Annotated in this window: 22 protein-coding genes and 1 tRNA gene; 10 read left to right on the top strand and 13 right to left on the bottom strand. The window is 44.6% G+C overall.

From position 1 onward, the window contains the following. Nucleotides 1-1,209 carry a putative sugar nucleotidyl transferase gene (locus DYD21_RS10770; RefSeq protein ID WP_116036418.1) on the top strand — a complete coding sequence of 403 codons (1,209 nt, stop codon included), beginning with the start codon at nt 1-3 and terminating at the stop codon, nt 1,207-1,209. Nucleotides 1,210-1,292: 83 nt separating this feature from the next. Next, nucleotides 1,293-1,736, top strand: a complete 444-nt coding sequence (locus DYD21_RS10775; protein WP_116036421.1) for a CBS domain-containing protein — start codon at nt 1,293-1,295, stop codon at nt 1,734-1,736. A gap of 87 nt (nt 1,737-1,823) precedes the next feature. Here DYD21_RS10775 and DYD21_RS10780 read toward each other — a convergent pair whose 3' ends face one another. Continuing rightward, nucleotides 1,824-3,374: an acyl-CoA carboxylase subunit beta gene (locus DYD21_RS10780; protein WP_116036423.1), complete on the bottom strand. Its 1,551-nt coding sequence runs from the start codon at nt 3,372-3,374 to the stop codon at nt 1,824-1,826. A 10-nt stretch (nt 3,375-3,384) separates the two neighbouring features. Next, the gene (locus DYD21_RS10785) at nt 3,385-5,193 is read right to left on the bottom strand and encodes a hypothetical protein (protein ID WP_116036426.1); all 1,809 of its coding nucleotides are present in this window, start codon (nt 5,191-5,193) and stop codon (nt 3,385-3,387) included. Nucleotides 5,194-5,330: 137 nt separating this feature from the next. On the opposite strand from DYD21_RS10785, the gene DYD21_RS10790 reads away from it, so the two are divergent. Continuing rightward, a complete protein-coding gene (locus DYD21_RS10790) occupies nt 5,331-5,945 on the top strand; it encodes an ABC transporter ATP-binding protein (protein ID WP_116036428.1) in 615 nt (204 codons plus the stop codon). Between the two features lie 72 nt (nt 5,946-6,017). Here the strand turns inward: DYD21_RS10790 and DYD21_RS10795 are convergent. The 9 genes from DYD21_RS10795 to DYD21_RS21200 all read right to left on the bottom strand — a co-directional run bounded on the left by DYD21_RS10795 (nt 6,018) and on the right by DYD21_RS21200 (nt 15,587). After that, nucleotides 6,018-6,106, bottom strand: a tRNA-Ser gene (locus DYD21_RS10795). A 115-nt stretch (nt 6,107-6,221) separates the two neighbouring features. Beyond that, on the bottom strand, nt 6,222-6,776 hold the full coding sequence (gene hpt, locus DYD21_RS10800) for a hypoxanthine phosphoribosyltransferase (RefSeq protein WP_116036431.1): 555 nt from the start codon (nt 6,774-6,776) through the stop codon (nt 6,222-6,224). Continuing rightward, the gene (gene tilS, locus DYD21_RS10805; RefSeq protein ID WP_158551558.1) at nt 6,776-8,143 is read right to left on the bottom strand and encodes a tRNA lysidine(34) synthetase TilS; all 1,368 of its coding nucleotides are present in this window, start codon (nt 8,141-8,143) and stop codon (nt 6,776-6,778) included. The genes hpt and tilS overlap by 1 nt, the downstream gene beginning before the upstream one ends. Beyond that, complete coding sequence (locus tag DYD21_RS10810; RefSeq protein ID WP_116036436.1) at nt 8,112-8,906, bottom strand: biotin--[acetyl-CoA-carboxylase] ligase; 795 nt, start codon at nt 8,904-8,906, stop codon at nt 8,112-8,114. Before DYD21_RS10810 ends, tilS begins: the two co-directional genes overlap by 32 nt. 46 nt (nt 8,907-8,952) lie before the next feature. Further along, entirely contained in the window at nt 8,953-10,695 is a 1,743-nt protein-coding gene (gene ptsP, locus DYD21_RS10815) for a phosphoenolpyruvate--protein phosphotransferase (RefSeq protein WP_158551561.1), read from the bottom strand. 2 nt (nt 10,696-10,697) lie between these two features. Then, nucleotides 10,698-10,964, bottom strand: coding sequence for an HPr family phosphocarrier protein (locus DYD21_RS10820; protein WP_116036441.1), 267 nt, complete (start codon nt 10,962-10,964; stop codon nt 10,698-10,700). Nucleotides 10,965-11,136: 172 nt separating this feature from the next. Continuing rightward, complete coding sequence (locus tag DYD21_RS10825; RefSeq protein WP_116036444.1) at nt 11,137-12,129, bottom strand: DMT family transporter; 993 nt, start codon at nt 12,127-12,129, stop codon at nt 11,137-11,139. A gap of 326 nt (nt 12,130-12,455) precedes the next feature. Beyond that, a complete protein-coding gene (locus DYD21_RS10830; protein WP_116036446.1) occupies nt 12,456-13,493 on the bottom strand; it encodes an LLM class flavin-dependent oxidoreductase in 1,038 nt (345 codons plus the stop codon). A 141-nt stretch (nt 13,494-13,634) separates the two neighbouring features. Beyond that, nucleotides 13,635-15,587 carry a peptidylprolyl isomerase gene (locus tag DYD21_RS21200; RefSeq protein WP_199535513.1) on the bottom strand — a complete coding sequence of 651 codons (1,953 nt, stop codon included), beginning with the start codon at nt 15,585-15,587 and terminating at the stop codon, nt 13,635-13,637. A 99-nt stretch (nt 15,588-15,686) separates the two neighbouring features. On the opposite strand from DYD21_RS21200, the gene lexA reads away from it, so the two are divergent. Continuing rightward, entirely contained in the window at nt 15,687-16,346 is a 660-nt protein-coding gene (lexA, locus tag DYD21_RS10840; RefSeq protein ID WP_116036448.1) for a transcriptional repressor LexA, read from the top strand. 44 nt (nt 16,347-16,390) lie between these two features. Here lexA and DYD21_RS10845 read toward each other — a convergent pair whose 3' ends face one another. Beyond that, nucleotides 16,391-16,594 (bottom strand): hypothetical protein, encoded by a 204-nt coding sequence (locus tag DYD21_RS10845; protein WP_116036451.1) that lies wholly within the window; start codon nt 16,592-16,594, stop codon nt 16,391-16,393. Between the two features lie 114 nt (nt 16,595-16,708). Here DYD21_RS10845 and rplU point away from each other — a divergent pair, with 114 nt between their 5' ends. The 4 genes from rplU to DYD21_RS10865 all read left to right on the top strand — a co-directional run bounded on the left by rplU (nt 16,709) and on the right by DYD21_RS10865 (nt 19,895). Next, nucleotides 16,709-17,017, top strand: coding sequence for a 50S ribosomal protein L21 (gene rplU, locus DYD21_RS10850; protein WP_116036453.1), 309 nt, complete (start codon nt 16,709-16,711; stop codon nt 17,015-17,017). 15 nt (nt 17,018-17,032) lie between these two features. After that, the gene (gene rpmA, locus DYD21_RS10855; RefSeq protein WP_116036456.1) at nt 17,033-17,290 is read left to right on the top strand and encodes a 50S ribosomal protein L27; all 258 of its coding nucleotides are present in this window, start codon (nt 17,033-17,035) and stop codon (nt 17,288-17,290) included. Nucleotides 17,291-17,359: 69 nt separating this feature from the next. After that, nucleotides 17,360-18,013 (top strand): fumarylacetoacetate hydrolase family protein, encoded by a 654-nt coding sequence (locus DYD21_RS10860; protein WP_116036459.1) that lies wholly within the window; start codon nt 17,360-17,362, stop codon nt 18,011-18,013. Beyond that, a complete protein-coding gene (locus tag DYD21_RS10865; protein ID WP_116036462.1) occupies nt 18,003-19,895 on the top strand; it encodes a M23 family metallopeptidase in 1,893 nt (630 codons plus the stop codon). Before DYD21_RS10860 ends, DYD21_RS10865 begins: the two co-directional genes overlap by 11 nt. A gap of 49 nt (nt 19,896-19,944) precedes the next feature. Here the strand turns inward: DYD21_RS10865 and DYD21_RS10870 are convergent, their stop codons facing one another. Further along, nucleotides 19,945-20,325, bottom strand: a complete 381-nt coding sequence (locus tag DYD21_RS10870; RefSeq protein WP_116036464.1) for a RidA family protein — start codon at nt 20,323-20,325, stop codon at nt 19,945-19,947. Nucleotides 20,326-20,499: 174 nt separating this feature from the next. Here DYD21_RS10870 and DYD21_RS10875 point away from each other — a divergent pair, with 174 nt between their 5' ends. Further along, nucleotides 20,500-21,816: a lipopolysaccharide assembly protein LapB gene (locus DYD21_RS10875; RefSeq protein ID WP_116036467.1), complete on the top strand. Its 1,317-nt coding sequence runs from the start codon at nt 20,500-20,502 to the stop codon at nt 21,814-21,816. Between the two features lie 24 nt (nt 21,817-21,840). Beyond that, nucleotides 21,841-23,046, top strand: coding sequence for a lipopolysaccharide assembly protein LapB (locus DYD21_RS10880; RefSeq protein ID WP_116036470.1), 1,206 nt, complete (start codon nt 21,841-21,843; stop codon nt 23,044-23,046). Nucleotides 23,047-23,052: the final 6 nt, after the last annotated feature.

Raw genomic sequence — 23,052 nt, forward strand, 5'->3', positions numbered from 1 at the left:
ATGGCTGAAATTACGGTTTATTTTGAAGACAATTTCCTGAAAAATTTTCATCCCTTAACGCTTACCCGCCCTCTTTTTGATCTTCGTCTTGGAATTCTGACACTGGGCGAAAAATGGAATCATGATCTTGAGATTGAAAATAAACCCTCCGGAATCGTCCGCCATCCTCTAAATGGTCTGTTCAGTGAATCTGAAGTGCTTCATGATGATACCATAGCATATTGGATAAACCCAAGGGTTCTGCCAGATAAACATGTCGTAAATGCAGTACAAAACCTTGCTATCAATTCTGCCTGTTTACATGATAATTCTCTAATTGCCGCAAAAATTGATCATAAAACTCATAATCGCTGGCTTTCAAACGGTATTGATTACACGGAGCTAAAACAGGTTGAAGCCAACCAGTCTTGCAGCCTGCTTTCCAATAGCTGGGATCTTTTCCAGCAAAACGGACAAGAGATTAAAAACGATATTAAGCGTCTGAATCATGTTAAACCTGTCAACCCTGATGATTTTCCCGGTGCAACATTTGTGAACAGCGAGCAGATTTTTGTTCGTGAAGGCGCCACATTTGAACCCGGAACAATTATTATTGCAGACGACGGGCCGGTTTACATCGGTAAAAATGCCCGGATTATGGCGCAATCCGTCATTCGCGGAACGACCGCCGTGTGTGATCACGCAACTGTAAAAATGGGTGCTAAAATTTACGGGGATACTACGATCGGTCCGGTCTGCAAGGTTGGTGGTGAGATTGCCAGCGTTATTTTCCATTCCTATTCCAATAAAGCACACGACGGCTTCACAGGAAACTCAATTTTTGGCCAGTGGTGTAATTTGGGAGCGGATACGAACACATCAAACCTCAAAAATAACTACAGCAATATACGAATCAACGACTGGGAATCGGGTGAAGAGATAGATACGGGTCAGCAGTTTCTGGGTACAATTATGGGGGATCATTCCAAAACCGGAATCAATGCAATGCTTACTACCGGCACGGTTTGCGGGGTTAGCTGTAATCTATTTGCTGTTGAATATCACCCCAAGTTAATCCGATCGTTTAGCTGGTTGAGTAACAACGGCGCTGCCACTTACCGGTTTGATAAAGCGATATCTGCAATGCAAAAAATGATGGCACGTAGGGATATTGAATTGACACCCGCCTACAGGAACATGATGAAATCAATTTTTGAGTCCTCAGAATGATCTCCAGAAGTTTTCAGTTGCAAATCCTCATTTTTTTTGTTTATTAAGGTATCAGACAGTAACCACGATTAAATTGAGGGCTTATGAAGGTAAAAGATATACTTGATGAGAAAGGGTATGATATACTCTACACAGAACCTGAAAATACCGTTTACGAATGCATCGCTAAGATGGCTGATCACAATATCGGCGCATTGTTGGTAATGAAGGACAGTAAACTGCTTGGGATTATTTCGGAACGGGACTACAGAAATAAAATCATCTTAAAAGGAAAAGCTTCAAAAGAGACGAAAGTTTCTGAAATAATGGTAGATAAGGTAATTGCTGTAAAACCAACGGATAATATCAATCTCTGCATGCAGTTAATGACAAATAAAAAAATCAGGCACCTGCCGGTTTTGAACGATGAAAAAGTAGTAGGCGTGATCTCCATTGGAGATGTGGTAAAAGCCGTAATCCGCTCGCAAAAAAACGAAATTGACTCTTTACGGGATTATATCGCTACCGGTGGCGGGTATATGTCTTAGTGAATCCAGAATATAAATAGAAAAGTGAACCCCGCTAAAAGAACGGGATTTCACTTTTTGTCATCTGATTTTTAGAAACGAAAGCAATCAGAGTGGTAAATTATCGTGCTTCTTTTTGGGAACAGTATCTACTTTGTTCTGGCACAGTTCAAAGGCGCTAATCAGTTTTTCGCGGGTCTCTTCCGGCAGAATTACATCGTCAATGAATCCTCTTGCGGCCGCTTTATACGGATGAGCAAACTCGGCGCTATACTGCTCTTCGAGTTCTTTCTGTTTTTCTTCCGGATTCTCCGCTTTGGCAATCTCTTTTCTGAAAATGATCTCCACAGCACCTTTTGTGCCCATCACCGCAATTTCGGCAGATGGCCAGGCAACATTATAATCGGCGCGAATATGTTTACTGTTCATAACATCATACGCCCCGCCATACGCTTTTCGGGTGATGACGGTCATTTTGGGGACCGTAGCTTCACAAAACGCATAAAGCAGCTTTGCACCGTGTTTGATGATTCCGCCCCACTCCTGGTCGGTGCCCGGCAGAAAACCCGGCACGTCTTCAAAAACCACCAGCGGAATGTTAAATGCATCACAAAAGCGAACGAATCGTGCACCTTTCACAGATGCGTCAATATCGAGCACCCCGGCGAGTGACAGCGGCTGATTTGCCACGATTCCAACCGACCGGCCATCAAGCCGTGCAAACCCAACGACGAGGTTATCAGCGTAGTTTTCATGCACTTCATAAAATGAACCTTTATCCATCACCCCATCAATAACATCCTTGATGTCATACGGCTTGTTAGGATTATCGGGTACGATCTCATTCAGCTTTTCAGCTTTTGATTTATCTGGCTGAATCGGGTCTGCCGCGGGTGCTTTCTCCTCGCAGTTTTGCGGCAGATAGCTCATTAATTTCCGTATATCGTGGAGGCAAACGGCATCGTTGTCACTGGCGAAATGTGCCACACCCGATTTTGTACCGTGTGCGGATGCACCGCCAAGATCTTCCGAAGTTACTTCTTCATGTGTAACGGTTTTTACCACATTCGGGCCTGTTACAAACATATAGCTGGTATCTTTCACCATAAACACAAAATCAGTAAGCGCCGGACTGTAAACTGCTCCACCAGCGCAAGGCCCCATAACAGCAGAAATCTGAGGCACAACGCCGGATGCCATCGAGTTTCTCCAGAATACTTCCGCATAACCGCCCAGCGAGCTAACGCCTTCCTGGATTCTTGCACCACCCGAATCGTTCAGCCCGATGATGGGAACCCCGTTTTTCAGGGCCAGATCCATCACTTTGCAAATCTTTTCGGCATGTGTTTCTGACAGTGACCCGCCAAAAACAGTAAAATCCTGGCTGAAAAGATAGACGGGGCGGCCTTCGATTTTTCCATATCCCGTAACCACACCATCGCCGGGAATATGTTGCTTATCAAGACCAAACGCGTTGCTCCGGTGAGTTACAAAAGCATCGATTTCCTGGAAACTGCCTTTATCAACAAGAATTTCTATGCGCTCCCTTGCCGTGAGTTTTCCTTTTTCATGCTGCTTTTCAATTCGCTTTTTTCCTCCGCCTAATCGTGATTCCTCGCGAAGTTTTTTTAGCCGCTCAATTTTATCCTGTTTACTCATTTAAAGTTTTTTATGATTTATACTGATCAAAATAGGTTTGCATCCGATCGGTGAAATCTACCGCATCTTCGTCGTACATATCCACAAAATTTCGGGCAAAGATCTCTTGCTCAATGTAGGTACTTGCCTTTTTCCAATTCTCAAATTCATCCAACTCCATCAGGGCTTGTTCGTATGCTTTATCTGAACCGCTGAATATTGAGCTCGTAAACCGCTGTTCGTCATCTTCCATCCAACCGATTAATTTTTCAGCATTGCCATTCTCTTCGTCCCGGTTTTTCGTCAGATCGATCAGTGGCTCATCTTCCTCAAACTCATTAAGTTCAGAAAATGCGGAGTATTCAGGCTCCTCAATATCATCATCCAAAATGTGCTCTTCATCTCCAAGAAACGACTGCCAGATAGGTTTCTCATCCGAAGCTGAACCCTCATCCGGCCGAACATAATCCCGTTCATCCGATCCGAATAAATTCATTTCAAGATCTTCCTCAGGCGTCCGTTTGTCGCTCGATGGTTGTTCTTTTTCCACCGGTTTTGGCTGTTTTAACTCCTCGGATGTTGATTCTGCAACAGACTCATCAGGCTTTTCTTCGTAATCGCGGGAAATCGGATCCCATGTTTCTTCATCGGGAAAAAGATGATCCGATTCATCAGGATCTTCAGTTTCCTCGTCATCGGAAAAAAACTGGTTATACAGAGATGAAATTTCTTCATTTTCTTCTGCATTATCCTCCTCGACCTCTTCATCTTGAATTCCGGGATGAAATTGTTCTGCATCCGGCTCTTCGTCCTTTTCCTCACTTTCCAGGCGTTTATTCTGAAAAGATGAGAGAAGTGTATCTTCTTCCGGCTCATCAACGTGCAAATCTTCTTCTTCTTCAGCATACCAGGGAGTCTCTTCCTGGTCTGCTTTGTCAGTGTCCTGACGTTCCCGGTCACCTGTTTTCCCCGCAGGTTTTTTGTCTTGATTTTGTTCTGCTTCCTTTCTGATATCGGTGCTTTGTTCTTGTTGTTCGGTTTCAGCTTCCGTACCGGATGAAAAGGGAGCTGATGAAACATCAAAAAGTGTTGATGGTTCATCCTCATAGCTATCCTCATTCAGAAGATCAGGTGAGCTCAGGATTTCAATAAATTCCGTTTTATTCACAGGCTGTTCGGTAAGATCGAATCTTCTTGCAAATTTATTGAGATTACGGTCCTGGAAAAAAATTCGAAGATGCTCTGAATCAACCTTTGGTCCGGCAAGCAGAAAAAGCGGATGAAGAAATTGAGCCCAGTTAAGTGAGTTGTAATTTTCGGTAAGCCGGTTATCAACCTGTTCCACGATTTTCTGGCTCTGTTCACGCGTAACACGCTCCTTGCCTTTTCGGTCCATATAGCGGATTACCGCATCAGAAAGATGGGTATGAACTGTAATAAACCGGCTCCGTTTCAAAATTTCACTCCTTGAGAGTTCTTGCTCGGGCCCGAATAAGATCGCGGGTATCGATTTTCGGGGTTGTATGATCATCTCCAGAACATCAGCAATAGACGTCTCGAAAACCGACGACGCATATGATGCAGGCATCCGAACTTCAGCCACAATCGCGTTGATAAACATCTCCCATGCATTCTCAACGTCCGGAGCAGACATGTCCGCCCATTCAGAATCGGGAGGTACAATCGATTCATTTAAATTTCTGTAGATTTCGACCTCAATTCTCTGAATGACAAATTCCGGGATATCCAGTTTTCTGAGATCATCCGGAGTAAAAAATGCGGTTCCATCCGGAAGCAGTCCTGTATATTTTTTTGTGAGATTGCGTATGAGTCGCTCCATGCCTGTGATCTAATTTTTGGGGAATATATGGTTTCAATACCTTTCAACGAAAATAATCTCTGATATTTCATTCGCACATCAGAAAAAATTCCGTGTATCTTTGTATTTACATTTTTTCCTGATCAGTTTTATTCTGCATGACAGCACTCACTGTAAAAAATCTTACAAAACAGTACCCTGGCAAACCGGTTTTCAGAGATCTTTCGGTTCAGGCTGAAAACAGAAAAGTAGGGGTTGCGGGATCAAATGGAGCCGGTAAATCCACTTTTTTGCGCTGCATAAGCGGGTTGATCCCATCTAATTCAGGTACAATTGAGTGGACGGTTGACCAAAATAAATATTCAGCCACTGAGATTCAGCCATTTCTTGGATTTTCAGCACCTTACGTTGAACTGTATGAAGAACTGACAGCCGCTGAAAACCTGCAATTTATCCGGGATCTCAGAAGCGATCAGGATTGCGCAGAAATTCCTGAACTGATTAAACGGTTTGAGATTTCTGAATTCTTCGATTCGCTTTACGGCTCTCTCTCATCCGGACAGCGCCAGCGGGTTAAACTTGCGGCATCCGTCCTGCACCGTCCTAAAATTCTTTGCCTGGATGAACCCGGCACAAATCTCGATGAAGATGGTCATCACCTGGTTCGCAACATGACGGACCAGGCTGTAGTTGATGGGGGGATCGTGTTGCTGGCGTCAAATCAGCCGCATGAACTGGAGTTGTGTGATATCGTCATCCGGCTGGGCGGGTGATTCCCGGAATCAATAGATCAGAATACAAAAAAAAGCGCAATCCGAATGGGTTATTCAAATTGCGCTTTTCAGCGGAGAGAGAGGGATTCGAACCCTCGATACCCCGTTGAGGGTATACTCCCTTAGCAGGGGAGCGCTTTCGACCACTCAGCCATCTCTCCGTGTGGTCAAATCAGGATAAATCCTGTTCTGAAGAGCATCAAATATAGGAAGCTTTTCATCGCCTTTGCAACATTCTTTTCAATAATTTTCTCAGGCGGTTCCAGTCCGTATAAATCACTCTTCCAATATATAGATCTGTGCGAGATTTCTGCCTTCCTGTGCATAATCTAATCCGTATCCCAGTACAAAAAGATTTGAGATCTTAAAACCGGTGTATTTTAATTCAACATCGTGGTGTGTTGCTTCAGCTTTATGCAGCAGCGTTACAGCAGAAAGAGAAGCCGGTTCAAACCGTTTCAACTTTTCAAACAGGTAATTCATGGAAAGGCCGGTATCTACAATATCTTCAACCAGAATCACATGCCGGCCTTTGATATCGGCATCGATATTTTTAAGATCAGTAACATTTCCTGAGGATACTTTTTCATCTCCGTAGCTGCTCAGTTTCAGAAAATCGACCTCGCATGGAATTGAAACATATCGCATCAGATCAGCCAAAAAAATAAATGCACCGTTAAGCACACCGATAAAAATGGGGCGTTTATCTTTATAATCCAGGCTGATTTGCTTGCCCAGATTTTTTAACCGCTGCTGAATCTCTTCCTGGGTGAGATACACCCGAAATTGTTCTCCATTTATATTTACTTTTTCAGGTAAAAATTGGTCCATCAGAGATCTTTTTCTATTTCTAAAATCGTTTGTGTGCCGGAGCTGCATTTTACCTGCTCCGATATGATTCCCGCATGACCGCCGGAATTGTAGTGCGGGAATATAACGGCGCTGACAATTCCATCAAAAGATTCTATCAAAAAGGCGCGTCTTTTTTGTGTGGTGGAGATTTTATGATCAGAAAGCAGATCCGCTACCAGCTTGCTTCCTGTCATGCCCAGAGGTGTAATTCTATCTCCATCCCTCCACTTTCGGACTGTTATGGGCCAGTCGATTTTATCCGCATCCAATTGCAGAAGGTTCGGTTGAATTTTTTCATCCCATTTCTTTAATCGAAATGAACAGCTGTTCAGCCGAAGCTCATCTCCAATATCCTTTCGGCTGATGCAAATTTCACTCTCCGGTTCACTTTTTGACTTAGAAACCATTTTGAAAAACTTTCTGTCCCTCACAATTTTCCATTCCGTACTGATCGCAATCTCCCCGCCGGTCTGCAGCTCACTAATCTCCCGAAACCGGTTTATCACTCCTTCTGAAAGAGATACACCTGGTTGATTTTTTGATATAAACCGGTGTAAAAGCAACGGCCGGATTACTTCCGGTTTATGCAGAAGCTTCTCCCTGGAAATCTCATTTTCCCCTGATACGATATCATCCAGCAAAAGGTCGGCCATTATGGAAAATTCCTCTGCGCGCCGGGTCAGCTTCAATACATTATCCTGCCATCCGGGGAAAAACCGATCCATTTCGGGATAGAGATCATGCCTTATAAAATTCCTGGCATATTCAGCACGTTCGTTCGTTTCATCTTCGCGAAACGGAATGTGGTTTTCTTCTGCAAATGTTTTGATCTGTTCTTTTGTAAGATCGATCAAAGGCCGGGCCAGGTCGCCATCCTGCAGGTCAAGTGCGTTCCATGAGGCCATGCCCGATCCGCGCCAGATCTTCTGCAGAATCGTCTCAATTTTATCTGTCTGATGATGTGCCGTAAAAATATAATCCGCCCCGATCTGTTTTTTCAGGTCCCTGAAAACCCGGTATCGTTTTGTACGTGCCCACTCCTGTGTATTTTCGTTTTCAGCTTCTGATGGATCAAACGTTGCGGTGATGCAGTTTAAGTTCCACATGGCTGAGATCTGCTCAACCAGCTCCCTGTCTTTCTCCGAAGCTTCGCCACGCAGCCGGTAATTGCAGTGCACAACTGTGCAGTTTATACTGTGGCGTTGAATCAGATAGAGAAGGGTCATTGAATCCACGCCCCCGCTTACCCCGCAGATTACTGACGGATGCTCTGTCCCGTTTCGTTCAAGCTTAGAAATATTTTCCCGAAAAGATTTAACGACGGGGGAAGATTCGAATTTGCTCATAGGAAAACGTTTTAACATCCAGCTCTTTGTTCAGCATCACGCATTCAGCTTTTTCATTCATTCCCAGGAACTTGAACTCTCCCTCCTTAACAGTGCCGTTCATGGATGCGGTTACCCACTGGCCAAAGCCCTCAATTGTACTATTCACATCTTTACATAGGTCGCTCTCACGGCGCGTCCATCTTGTATATTGATGTTCAAACTCCTGTAGCAGTGAACAAAGCAAATCTTCTCGCCGAACCTCTTTCCCCTTTTCCAGCTTAACTGAAGTTGCTTCGTAGTTTAGCTCATTGCCAAACGTTTCCTGATTCACATTCAGGCCGATACCAATCAACACACGATCCGGCTTTTGTCCAAGAAACACCGTTTCGGTCAGCAGCCCGCCCACTTTTTTGCCATTAATCAGAATATCATTTGGCCATTTGATCCGTACGTTTTCAATATCCAGCCGTTTTAAAGCGCGTACAATTCCAAATGCGAAGGTGAGTGTTAATAGCGGCAGGCGATCCCCTGATGACGGCTTGAAAGCAACTGTAAATGTCAGATTCTTTCCACGCTGTGATTCCCAGCTGCGCTCGTATTGCCCGCGTCCCTGGGTTTGATGATCGGTAAGCAGGACCGTTCCGTGGTCAAACCCGGAAGAATCCATTTTTTTCAGATAGGTATTTGTGGATTTCAGCTCCGGTTCATAGACAAAATCCGCACCCAGCCACCGGGTTTTCAACTTTGCTCTGTATCGGTTCAGGTCAAATTGTGAATTCATAATCAATTTCCAAAAAATGAGTAGCTCAGAAAGTTCCTGGTGGTTACTACTGCTGTAACTCAACCTTTTTCTGCCATTCCGTAAACAGCAATTCTACCTCGGTATATGTTTTTGCTTTCAGAACCGACCAGGCAAGCTGCCTGAATTCACTCATATCGTGTGTGCAGAGCATTGATTTTACTGCCGGAATAGAATTTGTGGTCATACTCAGATCGTTCAATCCCATCCCCATGAAACATGCGGCATACAGCGGGTTTGACGCCATCTCGCCACAAACAGATAACGGCAAATCTTTGTCTCGGCAAACTTTAATCACCCGGTTAATGATCCGCCAAACGGATGGGTGGCCCGGCTGATAAAGCGAAGATATTTTTCCATTTCCCCGGTCCACCGCCAGCATATATTGCGTCAGATCATTCGTACCGATGCTGAAAAAATCAACCATATCTGCAGCTTCAGATGCCATAAGCGCGATACCGGGAACTTCTATCATGATACCAAACGGAATGGTGTCATCAAACAGAACCTTTTCTTTACTAAGCTTATTCTTTACTTCCTTAAGTATCTCTTTTGAACGGTTAATCTGCTCAATATGAGAAATCATAGGGACCAGAATTTTTATCCTTCCCGGAAATTCTGCCGATACTTTAAGAATTGCCTCATACTGCTGCCGAAGCAGATCGGGGCTATCGAGCAGCATACGTATGCCGCGCCATCCGAGAAACGGGTTGTGCTCTTCCTCGTGATTATCAGGCAGTTTATCCCCGCCGGCATCAAAGAGGCGGATGATTACGGGATGATCGCCAGACGCCTGTGCAACTTGCCTGTAAAATTCAATCTGTGTCTGCACATCAAAATCTTTTGATTCAAACAGAATGGTTTCTGTTCGAAGCAATCCCACACCGCTCGCCCCCCGGGTTGAGAGACGCGGGAGTTCATTCACAAATTCAATATTTCCGCGGATGGTAAACGACTTACCGCAACGGGTTTTATTTTCCTCCTCTGCCCACTTCAGCGCAAGTTTCTCTTTCCTATACTGATTTTGCTGATACTCCTCAAATTCATCAATTATTTTATCTGTGGGATCAAAAAGTACCGATCCCACGTCACCATCAATCAATACAGATTCAAATCGTTCAGGTTTGATCAGGTGCCAGTCAGCGCCAATCACACAGGGAATACCGAGTGATTGAGCAAGTATGACCATATGAGAGGTAAGTCCGCCTTTTTGAGAGACAATTCCTGCCGGATTCAATTTACTGAGTTTCACCATTTCGGTAGGCGAAAGTTCAACCGCAAAAATCACAGCATTATCGGCATCCAGCTCCCGAGGCTGATGATTTCGGATAAGGTCAATGAGCTGATCACGAATGGAGATGATATCCACCGTACGGTCGTTCAGCCATTTTGCACCGGAATTCTCCAATATCTGTATATAATCATTAAATGAAGAGAAGACGGCATAAATCGCTTTGTAATGCTGTTCTTCGATCATCTCACGGATTTTTTCCCGGAGTTCCGGATCGTCTAAAACCTGTATTTGCGATTCAATCACCTCCTCCACATCTCTCTCATTGCTCACCAATTTCAGATCGTAAAACTCCTTCTTAAGCTCATCAATCTCCCGGTTGATGAAGCGCAACTCATTCTCCTCTTCACCCTTTTCTATTTTTTCTGGCTTTACAACGGTTTTTTCACGATTTAAAACTACAGGTCTGCCTAAACCACGACCTCCGGCTCCCGGCGTACCCAACAGCGTACGCTGTTTAATTGTATCTTTCGTACTCACGATTACGCGGTTTTAAATTTATTCTCAAATAATTCTGTAACAGCTTCCATAGCCTCTTCTTCATCCGGTCCGTCCATAATCAACTCCATTTCAGACCCTTTCTCTGCGGCAAGTGTCATCAACCCCAAAATACTTTTGCCGTTTATCCTGTAGCCATACATTTCGATAAACAGATCTGATTTAAATTGGGATGCAGTTTTTACCAATATTGACGATGGCCTGGCGTGTAATCCGGCTTCATTCAGCACTTTTACTTTTTTCTTAATCATTGAATATTTCTTGAGGAAATTGTTTCGAATCCGATGCTGACCAATTTTTTTAAAATAACCATTTATTCGTTCAATGGAAGTGTTCGGGTTGATTTTTTACTGCATTGCGTGTTCATTTCGTGTTATAGGTTTATTGATTTGATGATACCGTTTCTCAAAAAACTGATCGTAATCAATCCTGTTTCCCGCTGCTAACTACCGAAAGCTGATCTTCATCCGGCGTCGTTACTTTATTACGTTTGATAACATCAATTACCTGGATAAGGATTGCCCCGGCAATAATTAATCCCCCGGCTACTATTTCGAAAACCGAAGGGTTTTCACCTATTGAAAGCCATGCTATAAACATTGCAGCGAGCGGAACGAGATTACCATAGATGACCACTCGGGTGGGCCCCAGCTGCCGGAGAGCCCTCACTTTCACCCACTGCCCGATACCAACCCCAATTCCGCCACCCGCAATTATGGCAAACCAGGTCCAGAATCCAAATGTCAGCCACTCTTCACCTGCAAGTGACGGTGATGCGATAACCAGGTAGAGAGAACCGCCAATTGCCGTTCGCATCGCCACCATACTGATCGAGCCATATTTTTTTGCCAGCGGTTTGATCAGATGCAGTTCTACAACGGTCATGGCCAGGGCCACCAGCAGAAGAAGGTCGCCGGCCCAGTAACCCTGACCGGGACGAAGTCCGTCGAACGCCATGATCAGGGTGCCGACTCCGGCAAGCAGAATTCCGATGTAACCGTATCGGCCCAGTTTTTCGGTTCTCATCAGCAGACCGCATCCTGTGCTGATTGCGGGTCCGAGCGCCAGCCAGATCGAAGCGCGTGAACCGTGTGTGAGGTCCAGCCCTTCAATTCCGAGCCATGGCGCAAGTGTTGCGCCCAAAACGGCTACGATCAGCAATTTTCCCCAGTCTTTTTTCTCAATCTTCGGGAAAAATTGAAAGGCTTTATTTTCCCGTTTGGCATCTGCATAACACTGAGCATACAGTACCATCAGCATCATGATTCCGCCAACTGCAAAACGGCTAACACTAAATGAGATGGGTGACATTTCCCTCAGCGCGATTTCGGCCAAGATAAAGTTCGCACCCCAGAAAAACGTAAACAGGGTAAGCAAACTGTGATGAGATACTGAACTGCGGTTCGTAACGTCCATGCAGCTATACGGTTTTCATGAAAGGAATTTATATGATAACAGCTCCGGCATGTTAATAGATACTCTATTCTTTGATAACCGTTAAGGATTCCACATCTTTTTTTAATTTTTTAACGTTCTGGAAAACGGATCAATCCGGCAAACAGAGGCGGATATATTGAAGTGCTGAAAGCAGGAAAGCTTCTTGACAGAATATTTACAAAAACTACACTATGCTATGTGTGATAACCGGCAGCAGAGAATCGGAATATCGAATCATGAATAATGAACGCAGAATTTCGAAAGGATCCGTTCAATATTCAGTGTTCGATATTCGATATTTTAAATCAGGCTTCTACCGCCTTCAATTCTTTTCGCACCGCCGGAGCCACTTTTGTAGCAAAAAGCTCGATGGATCGCATCAGTTTTTCGTGTGGAATACTGCCGACGCTCATCTGCAGCTGAAATCGGGTATGACCAAATATCTCGTGCTGATGTAATATTTTTTCAATGATCTGCTCCGGGCTTCCCACAACATTTGCGCCGTGCAGAGTGGTTGAGGCTTCAAATTGCTCGCGGCTCATTGGCGGCCACCCTCTTTCTCTGCCGATTTTATCCATTTGAACTTTAAACGCCGGAAATGCGATGTCGTGGGCTTCCTGTGAAGTATCGGCAAGAAATCCGTGAGAGTTGATGCTCAGCGGCTGCTTCTCCTGCCCGTTTTCTGCAGCTCCGCGGCGATGAAGGTCAGCAAGCGGTTTCATCCGGGCGGGCTCTCCGCCAATAATAGCAAGGGCCATCGGAATTCCGAGTGCTCCCGCACGATAGGCAGATTGTGGAGTTCCGCCAACAGCGATCCAGATGGGCAGATCAGACTGCATCGGGCGCGGATATACTCCCCGGCTGCTAATCGATGGCCGGTATTTTCCGCTCCAGCTCACCGTTTCATTTTCCCGAAGTTTCAGCAGCAGTTCCAGGTTTTCTGCAAATAGCTCATCATAATCTTCCAGGTCCTGTCCGAAAAGCGGAAAGGATTCTACAAAGGAACCGCGGCCGACCATAATTTCAGCCCTCCCCTGCGAGAGCAGATCAAGCGTGGAGTATTGCTGAAATACGCGAACAGGATCTTCGGAACCCAATACTGTTACCGCACTGGAGAGCCGAATCTTTTTCGTGCGTTCAGCGGCTGCCGCGAGAATTACCGCGGGCGCGGATGAAATATATTCCGAACGGTGATGCTCACCAATCCCTACAATATCAAGTCCCGCTTCATCAGCCAGTTCAATCTCCTCCATCAAATTGCGAAGGCGTTCAGATGGATGAAGGGTTTGCCCTGTATCCGCTACCGGTGTGTTTTCTACGAATGTATAAAGTCCTAATTCCATAATGCTTTTTCTTATTTAGTTTAACATTAAACATAATGCTTTTTCTGGACTAAATCATTCCATTCAACAACACTTTTATATTCCGGTTTCGGTGATGAGCATTTCTTTTGATTTGATATACAAAGAAAACTCAACTCTAAACTAACGGACAGAAATGGAGGCACGCTCCACCCTGTCGCCAATTCTGAGTTTGTCTACAACATCCATCCCCCGAACAACCTCACCAAACCGCGTATAGCTTCCATCGAGATGAGGTGCCCAAATGTGCATGAAATAAAACTGTCCGCCCTCGGTGTCGGTGCCTGAACTTGCAATCCCCACAGAGCCGCGTTCAAAAGAGCGGGTTGATGGTTCCGTTGGAATACGATAGTCCGGTCCCCCAAATCCATCCCTTCGATCAAAATCTCCGCCCTGAACCACAAAATTCCGAACAACCCGGTGGAACGCTGCTCCTTCGTAAGCGCCTGCGCGCGTCAGGCTGTCGATGGATGATACGGTGAACGGGGCCGTGAGCGGATCAAGCCGAACCTCTACCACTCCCCGGCTGGTTTCGAGCCGCCAGTGGGGACGTGTACCCAGCGCATGCAATCGATCCCAATCGGGCATTCTGAACTCTTTTTGAAATGCATCATGCCGCTGAGTGTATCGATCAGGAAAGCGGCTCTCCAGATTCTGACCCAGCTGCTCCGCAAATTCATCATATCCATTCTCAACAGCATCTGTATAAACGCCGTCCAGCCATTCAAAATCAGTCTCTTCAATTATGACTTCATCATTCAGCAGCGTGTTTAATCCCGAAATGGCGCTTCGGCTTTGAGATTCTACCGCTATCCGGACTAACCGGTGAATTTCTGCCCGATGGGCATCCGCATCATTCTCTGTCCAGAATTGTGAAAGAGATTGCGTTGCGTGAAGGGATCGGATCTCACCCGCTTTGATATGTTCCTCAATTTTACGGAGGTACTCATCAGGTGACTTTTCAGTCCTGTAAAATTCCAGGTATCGATGGGTAAGGTATGGTCCGGCTTTTTCAGCAAAGAGCTGTTTTTCAGCTAATCCCGACAGATTTATATTTTGCTGCTGAAGGTATTCCAGGGATGTAATAAAAACTTCAGGATTCCGGGTAGGAACCGTGATCTCACTATAAATAAAATCGTTTAATTCATCTGAAGAAAACGCATGCTGCTTGAGTGTTTCCAAAGTTTGTGCAATCACATGTGGGTTGGAGTGGCTCAGAAATGATTTTATCCGGTCTACATCAGAATGCTCATCTCCGGTCAGGGGAATGTTTCGGGCAATCTCCACAGCCAGCGGAATATCATTGACCCGGCGGATTCCACCGTGTAGTTCAAGAAGATTTTCAGCGGCTTTTTCACCAAGAATTCTCACCATGTAGCGATCGGTTTCTTTTTCACTGCCGAACACTGTCTCCAGCCAATCATCCAAAATCGCCTGCCGCAATTCACTTTCGGGTTCAGGACGGTTCAGTCCGCTTCGATAAAATCCATACAGCAGATTTCTTCGGTATTCGGGATTTTCAGACTCAAAAGCACGATTTAAAATATCGCGTTTCATCTCATCATTAATTTCTACCCTGGAAACAATCGCCCCAATCGCCGCAGCACATCGATGGGCATGTTCTGATGGATCCTTTTTCTGCAATAACATTGGAATGTGGTCGGCATCCCCCTGCCGCCGGTAAAATTCACACGCTTTGATGTATGTATTGTCCTCGCGTTGCAATAGTTCATCAACTTGCTCAACACCTTCCGCATCGATTTCATAAAAAGAGAGTGCCTGCCACGCAGCAATACTATTTTCACGAATAACTGCAGTTAACAGTCTTTCGGTTTGATCGGTCTCACTTTTCCCAATCGCATGCCAAGCTGCAGCTCTCACATTCTCATCTTCGTGGGAGAGATAACCATGAAGCTGATCAAAATCACGGCTAACCACAGCTTCTGCCAGACCGGGATACACATCTACAATAACAGGATTTGTGTAAATCGGTTCAGGCTGACCGGAACAGTTGGTCAGCAGTAAAAGGATGATACTGAATGATACGATCCCCAAAGATGAATGAAGAATATTCACGATCTCGTTGTTTTTTAAAAAAGTTATTTGTTTCTTGCACATATATTATACATAAAATCGTTATGCTGTTAAAAGCGTAATACATTAACTCATATTCCCATGGACCACGCACAATTAACCCGAAAACAGAAAGAGTTCTTTGATTTTATAACAGATTATAAAATGGAGTATGATGTATGGCCAACCTATCGGGAAATTTCGGATCAATTTAATTATAAATCACCCAACAGCGTAACACAAAACATTCAGGCGCTGCTAAAAAAAGGATATCTCATTAAAGGTGAGGATGAAGAGTACGATATCCATCCGGAATATGGCGAGGTTCTTGACGATAAAAAAAGCACCGGAATCCCGGTAAAGGGTTTAATTGCAGCCGGTTATCTGCAGGAAGCCGTGGAATCTGATCTGGGTGAAATCACCCTCGAAACACTCTTTCCGAATATAGAGAGCCTTTTTGCCCTCCGGGTTTCGGGAATGAGCATGAAAGATGCCGGAATATATGATGGTGACTTTGTTCTTTTGATGGATAGTGATGTTAAAGACGGGGATATCGGAGCGGTTCTGTTTAACGGAGAAACCAGTCTCAAGAAAATTTACTATGGCAAAAATGGACTCCGGCTGGAACCTGCCAACTCCGAATTCAGTGATATTATAGTTGAACCCGACATTTTTGAAGAAGTACGTATCATCGGAAAATATATTGGGCACGTGAACAAAAACGGTATTCACCGGGCTGTTCCCGCACGGAAAGCGAGTTAACTGAACCGGATAAATATCCGGATTCAGAATCTGCACTCTTTCTATCAGATTGATTTTACCTTATCACTTGGTGTACCGGGTTCTTTCAGCTGCTTATCCACCCGTGTAAGCAATTTCCCATTCACTCCATGTCTGGCTTCATAAAGTTGTGAATCTTTAATCCAGGCTCGTCCCCCGTCGTGCTGAAGCTTTTTTGAGTTTTTATATTTGAATGCCTGCCTGTGCAGATCCGGTAATTCTTTACTCATGGTGTTCACCGCTAATAATTAAAAGTTAAAAAGGTGATTTTAGTTTTTTTGAATTAAATCAAAATACCCTATCTTTCGTGTCTATCTAAAAAAGCAATATAAAGGATTTTAATTATGTACGCTATCGTAAAAATTGGCGGGCATCAGTATAAGGTTGAAGAAGGTCAGACGATCTTTGTAAACCGGCTCGCAACTGAAGATGAAAACGTCACCCTTGAAGACGTTTTACTTCTGAAGGATGCCGACGGAAATGTTCAAATTGGTCAGCCGACCATTGAGGGATCAACGGTTACGGCCAAAGTTCTCGACAACCTGAAAAGTGATAAAGTAATCGTTTTCAAAAAGAAACGACGAAAAGGCTACCGGGTTAAAAATGGCCACAGGCAGCCGATTACTCAGCTCAAAATTGAAAAAATTTCTTAAAACAGGAGTTTAACAATGGCACATAAGAAAGGACAAGGTTCAACAAGAAACGGACGGGATTCAGAATCCAAACGTCTTGGTGTTAAAAAATTTGGCGGTCAGGTTGTAAAAGCCGGAAATATTATTGTACGCCAGCGCGGCACCAAGTTCCATCCCGGAATAAACGTAGGACGCGGCGGAGATGACACGCTTTTTGCGCTCTCCGACGGAACGGTAACATTCAGGAGAAAAGGAAACGGACGTAAATTTGTATCCGTAGAGCCAACTGCCTGATTGTTTATATATAATAATTTTAAAGCCTCATCACTTTATCTGTGTTGAGGCTTTTTTTATTTTGAGCCCATGAACTACAAAATACCTGACTTTCCCGATCTCTCCTACGGCACCGTGTACTGCATCGGCAGAAATTATTCGGAACATATTGAAGAGATGAAAAGCAGCCGGACCAAAGATCCGGTGGTTTTTTTAAAGCCCCGAAGCAGTATCATTCATTCCGGAGAGAAAGTTGTCATTCCCAAACAATCTTCTGATGTACACCACGAAGTTGAACTGGTGCTTTTAATTGGGAAAACTACAGAAAATGTTTCTCCGGACAATGCTTTGAATTGTATCGAAGCTTTTGGAGTGGGAATCGATTTTACGGCACGGGATCTTCAAAATGATGCAAAGAAAAACGGGAAACCATGGAGCCTTTGCAAAGGCTTCAGGACGTTTGCACCTGTGGGCAACCTTATTGGTTATGATGGCAATACAGATATTGACCGCTTACAACTAACGCTGACCGTAAATGGTGAAAACCGCCAGAATGACAACACAGACCTGATGATCTTCAACTCTGCGGAGATCATTTCATATTTATCACATCAATTTATACTCACTCCTGGTGATTTAATTTTCACAGGTACGCCAAAAGGTGTTTCGTCCGTTACAAGAGGCGATATCATAACGGGAAAAATCGGCGACGGCCTCTCAACCATTGATGTAGATGTTCAGTAAACAAAAATTATTTCATTGCCTGTTGGTTTTGCTCTTTTGGAGTTCGTCCGCCATACCCGGACAGACACAGGACCTCTCTTTTCTAAGCGACTCGGTCTCCTACCTTTGGCCTACCAATGCCAGTCCCTATCTCTCTTCAACATTTGGGGAGACACGTTCTGCGCATCTTCACTCAGGTATAGATATTCGAACATGGGGTCGTGAAGGCTACGAGGTGTATGCTACGCGCGATGGAATTGTTCACAGAATTGGTATCAGCCCAAACGGTTACGGAAAAGTTATTTACCTGAAGCATGATGACGGATCATTTTCGGTTTATGCCCACCTGCATCGGTTTGAACCAGAACTGCGCGCCTATGCTGATTCTGTCCGCCTGCAAGATTATCGATTTGAAATCGACCGTGTGATTGAAGGTGAAAACTTCAGGTTTAATCGCGGGGACATCATCGGGTATACCGGATCAACAGGAGTTGGCCCCCCGCATCTTCATTTTGAACTCAGAACGCCGGATTTTAAACCATTCAATCCGCTTCTTACAAACTTGAGTGTAGCCGACAATCTGCCACCGGTTTTCAACGGGCTTGCCGTGGAAGTTCTCCACCCGGAAACTCTGCACTTTAAAGAATACCGAAGGGTCCAGCCGCAAAGCAATCAAACGGGAATTACTGATTTCGGAACCATCAAAACCTCCGAACCGATCGGCCTGGCTGTAAATGTTCACGATCGTGCAAACCGCACCCCGAATGTTTACGCCGTTTATGAGTTGATGACGATTGCGGATGGTGATACGCTTTTTCACTCCAAAGCGGACCGTTTTGGGTTTGGAGAATCGCAAATGATGTTTCTGGATCGCTCCTACCCAATACTTGCAGCGACAAGAAGAGGCTATCAGCGGCTCTTCGTTGTGAACGGTAACCGGCTGCCACTCTATAAATCCATTAAGAACCGGGGAGTTTTAGCGCTTGATGCCGGAATACATAAAATTGATATCATTGCGAAAGACATCTATGGCAATGAAAGCAGAGCCACCGTAAATGTTGAATTCGAAAACGATATTTCTGATCTGAATATCAGTTCAGTACCTGCGTACCCGTACCATAACTTTCGGCAAGCAGGAAAACGCTCCCAGGGGCATCCTAATTCTGCAAAACCCGCACCCTCCTATTTTATTACTGAATCGGTTACCGGCGGGCCATCTGCCAACGGTGATCGAAGGTATATATTCACTGACAGATCAAACCCGGAATCCGCCGGTAAAACGCTAATTCCCGGCAGAAAAAGCACGCTGCCCAGCATCAATAACCGCGCCTGGATGGACATCCCGGCTGATGCTCTTTATGATACACTTTCCGTAACCATGACGTACAACACGACAGGAGACATCCCGGCGATTCGTTTTTCTCCAAACCGGCTGCCGGTAAACCGTCCGCTGGATATAACCATGATTCTACCGGAATCACACAGAAATTTAAATGGATTGGGTCTTTATTCATACGATGAATTCCGAAACCGGTATGTGTTTATTCCATCAAGAATTGAAAACGGAATTTTAAAAGCAACTATAAACGAGTTTGCTGAACTAAGAATCAGGCAGGACCAGATTGCCCCCTGGATCGGAACTCCGAAAATCTCACTTGATGTTGATGATGGCTATGTGGTACACCTGCCGGTGACTGACACTGATTCAGGAATTGATTACAGAAGATCAGAGATTACTGTAAACGGAAATCCCGGTATTATTGAATTTGACCGGGATAAAAAAATTCTGATTTACTATCATCCTGAGTTTAAGCCCGGTACAGGAACCCATCAGATTTCGGCAACTGTCTACGACAGAAGCGGAAATCGTAATACGCGATTATTCACGATCTCCCACCCATAAGTAAAGACCCTGCCGGTATCAGCATTATGAAACCCGGCAGGTATCCACATTAAATGTATGCAATGCAGCTGATTTCAACTTTTACGTGTTTAGGCAGCGTTTCAACAGCTACTGTTTCGCGGGCCGGAGGATTTTCGCCGAAATATTCGCTGTAAATTTCATTTACTTCCTTAAAATCTCCCATGTCATCCAGGAAAATTGAACATTTCACCACTTTACCAAAACTGGTGCCTGCTTCCAGAAGTACCTGTTTCAGGTTTTCCATCACCTGACGCGTCTGTTTTTGAACACCACCCGGAACAACATCCATCGATGCGGGATCCAGCGGAATCTGACCGGCGCAATACACAATATTGTTATGAATAACAGCCTGGCTGTAAGGTCCGATCGCTGCCGGCGCTTTTTTTGTTTGAACTACAGTGTGATTCATGTCATTTAGATTTTTTAGAATTGAAACATTTTACTTTATCCGAACTTTAATATAAGGCTGTAATCGTGAACTCCGCTAAATTTCTTCCTGATGATTTCGTTGATTGCGATATGCTGAACTAATGTTTACTTTTGAACAACTCTAAAAAAATATTAACCGACATCTCATAAAAATATGAAGAGCCTAAAATTTATACTATTTCCATTCTTGTTGGCTGGATTTATCTGGGCATGTGAAGCTACTGATCCCCTTGTAAGTGAAATGGAGACCAACTCGCTACTTGGCAACTACGATGCCGTACTTGAAACCGCAAACCAGGCACTTGAACAAGACTCAAGCAATAGCCTGGCGTATTTCTACCGCGGACTTGCCTACGGATCACAAGCTTATGATATTGAACTTCCCTGGGAAAGAACGGAACGCTACGCTGATTCACGCCAGGCTTTTGTTTCAGCAAAAGAATGGATGGAGCGAGCAGAAAGCCGCCCGAGTGAATATGAAGAAATTGATGAAATTATTACCGGGTTCTGGGCAGAAGAACACAATGAGGCTGTCGGTTATCTAACAGATGACAGCCTCCGGGCAACAGTTGATGATCCGGAAAGATATGCAATCGGCCACCTCAACAATGCAATCACCATTCAGCCGGATAGCTCTCTCAGCTATATCGTCCTCGCCTCCACCCAGTTTAACCAGGGAGATGTTCCGGCATCTATTGAGACGTATGAAATGGCGATGCAGCGTATGGAAACGCCTGAAGTTGAAGATTATGAATTCCTGATCAGCCTCTATATTGATCAGGGCCGTTTCGACGATGCTGAAGCCCTTACGCAGGAAGCAGTTGAAAATCATCCGGATAACACACAGTTTATCCAGTTTCTGGCAGATATTTACATCCAGCAGGGAAATATGGATGAAGCAATTTCTATTATTGAGGAATTGATTGCCGATGAGCCTGATAACCCACAGTATTACCGCGTGTTGGGAACCCAGATTTATCAGAATGTTACTTCCATAAATGACCGAATCTCCCAGAAATATGACGAGGTTTTCCAGAAAGAGCGTGAGGCACGTCAGCTTTCAGGTGAAGAAGGTGAACGGGCGATGAACGAAGTGGAACAGCTGAGAGAAGAAATTGCTGAACTCGAAGCTGAATCACAAGAACTTACGGATATTGCTATCGAAAATATGGAAGAGGTGGTTCGCCTGAACCCCGATGATGATGATGGTTACAATATTCTTGGTATCATTTATCAAAATCAGGCCGCCCTCTATTTCGATCAGCGTAACAGCATTGTTGATGATCAGCAAAGAGTTCAGGAACTGGATGAACTGGCCCGTGAATCCCTTGAACAGGCCCGCCACAACTACGAGCGAGCCGCTGAAATTGATCCAAATGTTGCTGAGTACTGGGAATCACTCCTGCAGGTTTACACAAATCTGGGAATGGAAGAAGAAGCCCGCGAAGCGATGGAACGCGCCGACATGTAATGACAACATTGAACTGAGTTTTATATGATTAATTATCCAACCCGAATGACAGGCTTCGTGCTTGTCTTCGGGATTTTTTTTACCCTCTCTTGTGCATCTCTGTTTTCAACCGGCGAAAATGCCGAAAATCTTTACAATCAAAATAAATACGCCGCCGCTTTAGAAAAGGTGGACCGTGAATTAGCGGATGATCCGGAAAATCACCAGCTTACACTGCTGAAAACGCAGATTTTACGTGATTATGCTATCCATGAGCGTTCGCCTTCTGACAGGCAACTGCTGTACCAAAACTTAAGAAGCACGGCCGATGAGCTCCGCTTTTCTACGGATCAGTTTACCGCTAAATCTGATAGTGTTTTAAAATCAGCCTGGTCGCATGAACAAAGTGAAGGTGTGCGTCAGCTTCAGCAGGAAGAAAACACAGATATTGACAGGGTGATTGCTCACTTTTCGAATGCGATAACCATCATCCCCGATAGTATCGTAACTTACAATCTAAAAGCTACAACGCACTTCAGAAACAACGACCTTGGAAAAGCGATCGAAACGCTTGAATCCATTGAGAAATCCGGTTACAATCGTCCCCCGGAAACCGAGGAAAAACTTGCTTACCTCTACCTGGAAGCTGGTATGATCGACCAATCCATTGAAATTTATGAGCAGCTTGCTGCAAGTCATCCCGAGAGTGAAATTTATCGGCAGGGGCTGGTCAACGCATATATTCTTGGCGAACGCCATGGTCAATCCATTGAACTTCTTGAACAGCTTGCTGAAGAATTTCCAAACCGGGCAGAATACAGGGAGGCACTTGCTACCGAACGGTTTTACCTGCTAAAAATAGAGGCCCGGAACCAAATGGCTGCAGAGGAAATTTCTGAAGAAGATGCAGATCGCTATGTCACGGCTATCAATGATATATCAACGATTTACAGTGATATTGATAATGCACTTCCCACTTCAGAAGAGAGAAATGAACGCATTGCAGAATTTCATATCAGCGCATCCGGTCTTTTGAATGAATTAGGAACAGTTGCGGAGGCGGATTCCGACTTATCTCAGAAAGTTAGCGATGAAGCGGAAGCTCATCTGCATAATGCACTGCCCTACCTTCGCTCCTTATTCGAATCAAATGCTGATAATGTAGCCTATGCACAGAGATTGATACGGATATATAACCAGTTAGGAATGGAGCATGAAGCCGAAACGTTGGAGCGACAAATCAATTTTTAAATCTAC

It is taken from the genome of Rhodohalobacter sp. SW132 (assembly GCF_003390325.1).
In the GTDB taxonomy this organism is placed as follows: domain Bacteria; phylum Bacteroidota; class Rhodothermia; order Balneolales; family Balneolaceae; genus SW132.